This is a genomic window from Acinetobacter sp. YH16053 (genome assembly GCF_013417035.1).
In the GTDB taxonomy this organism is placed as follows: Bacteria; Pseudomonadota; Gammaproteobacteria; order Pseudomonadales; family Moraxellaceae; genus Acinetobacter; species Acinetobacter towneri.
Genome location: NZ_VPEP01000095.1, coordinates 1 through 2027, shown reverse-complemented (window position 1 = coordinate 2027; position 2027 = coordinate 1). Strand labels below are relative to the sequence as shown.

Below are 2027 nucleotides of genomic sequence, written 5' to 3'. Positions count from 1 at the left end.
ATTGATAATGTATTCGCTTCGCTCATACTTTTTGAAAAGCAAAAGCTCCAAAGTTCGCACCCATTCGGGATGCTCTGTACCTACCGTTTAAAATCGAAAGGGAGCTTGTAATCAGAGAAAAGGCGAGGGCGAAATTTTGATGATGCTCAATCGCTCGTAGACACTCGCTCGGTTCTTATTATCTAAGTTTTAATTATTTAATGGAGCTAATCAAAGTTGTGAAACATTGATCAAAGAATAGGCGTGGAACGTGAAAAATCATTAAAAAAGCCCAACTGAGTACAGTTGGGCTTTTTACATCAAGATAAGACACTGAAATTTAATGAGAAATGAAAAGCATTTCGTATAAGGTGTATTATGTTAATTTTAGACAATTTAAAAAATCACATGGTAGATCATCAATGAATAGGACGCCCCCTAAAAAAGTAATTCAAACTCTTAGACAGGAGGTAGGATTTGGTTGTCCTGTTCCTAATTGTGGAAACCCTTATCTCGAATGGCATCATTTCGATCCGCCTTGGAGTATTGAAAATCATCACAGACCAGAGGGTATGATTGCTCTTTGTACACAGCATCATAAAAATGCTGATAATTATGCTTATACCAATGATCAATTAGTAGAGTTTAAAAAAAATAAGGTTAATTCAGAAAAAGTAAAAGGCAATTTTGAATGGCGGAGAAATAAATTATTAACCGTAGTAGGGGGAAATTTCTACTATGAAACACCTCGCGCACTTGTAATTGATAATTATGATGTAGTTTCTTTAACAAGGGATGAAAGTGGTTATTTACTGCTAAATGTTGAAATGCTTAGTGTGTCTAAGGAAGAGCGTTTAGTAATGAGGAATAACTGCTGGGAAAATATAGGAACTCCTATTGATTTTAAGTGCCCCCCTAGTGGTAAAGAAATTGAAATTAAATATGAAAATGGAGATTTTCTATCAATTAAATTTTATGTCATTAATAATAAAGAATTATTTAAAAAGAATTTTGATATAGAAGCTCCTGATTCCTTAGAATTCCCTCTAACTATTTCTGAAATTAACTTTGAAGTATCTGGTATAGACATAAAAGTTTCACCAAAAGGTACAAACATTCAAACAAATCAATTTATACGAAATTTTTCATATAATTGTGGTGTAGGTATGATGTTGAATTTAGGAATAAAATGGCGTCAAAATTGGAATTTAGTACCAGTTCCTAGTCGTAGAGCAGCCTCATGTCCATGTAATAGTGGTTATAGATATAAACACTGTCATGGAAAAATAGAATTAGGGGGCTAATTTTATTTATAAACCTTCATTTTACATAATGGCTGTTATACGAAATTTAGATGTTAGAACCCATTTAAATTAATGAGTTATTGAATAAGTGAAACCCTCTAAGTAGACTTTTAGAAGGTTGTAAATCTAGGGAAAAGGCTAAAGATGCCGTTGATTGAGTATTACGGTCTGCTATTTGAATGGCACGATAAAAAAATGGAAATAGTCTATCGAGGGCGTGAAATTACTTTTGAAGAAGTATGTAGCGTTTTTCTTGATCCAGAGCTGATTTCCTTTGACGATCTTGGTCATTACGATGAGCAACGGCTAATATCAATTGGTCTGAGCAATCGTGGTAGACTACTAACAGTGGTTTGGGTCGAACGTGGTGATGTTGCAAGAATCATTACTGCTTTTGAGCCATCACACAATCAAAAGCGGAGGTATAACCATGCAAAATGAATTAGAACGCTATAAAAATTTTGACCCTACCAATGCGCCAGTAGTAAAACCAAACTTCGTGAAAAAATTACAAGAACGCCATGCGATTGCTCAAGCAAAAGCTTTTGATGCGGATGTTGTAACTTGGCTAAGTTCTCAAGATGATGAAACAAAACAGCATATTAACGAGATGGTTCGTCATATCATGGCATTGAAACGTGTTTAATTAAAATTTTGCTCGATGCTTTGAAATAGGGCTTTAGCCATGTTTCAAAGTCGAGCCACTTTGCGTGCACCGGTATAAATTGAATCACGAAAGAAACC

At 34.6% G+C, this 2027-nt stretch carries 3 protein-coding genes; all 3 read left to right on the top strand.

Annotated elements, in window-relative coordinates; translation table 11 throughout:
- Nucleotides 1–401: 401 nt before the first annotated feature.
- Nucleotides 402–1283, top strand: a complete 882-nt coding sequence (locus FTV43_RS15205) for a hypothetical protein (RefSeq protein ID WP_005020924.1) — start codon at nucleotides 402–404, stop codon at nucleotides 1281–1283.
- Between the two features lie 144 nt (nucleotides 1284–1427).
- Nucleotides 1428–1724, top strand: coding sequence for a BrnT family toxin (locus FTV43_RS15200; RefSeq protein WP_004282231.1), 297 nt, complete (start codon nucleotides 1428–1430; stop codon nucleotides 1722–1724).
- On the top strand, nucleotides 1714–1929 hold the full coding sequence (locus tag FTV43_RS15195; RefSeq protein WP_004811702.1) for a hypothetical protein: 216 nt from the start codon (nucleotides 1714–1716) through the stop codon (nucleotides 1927–1929). Before FTV43_RS15200 ends, FTV43_RS15195 begins: the two co-directional genes overlap by 11 nt.
- Nucleotides 1930–2027: the final 98 nt, after the last annotated feature.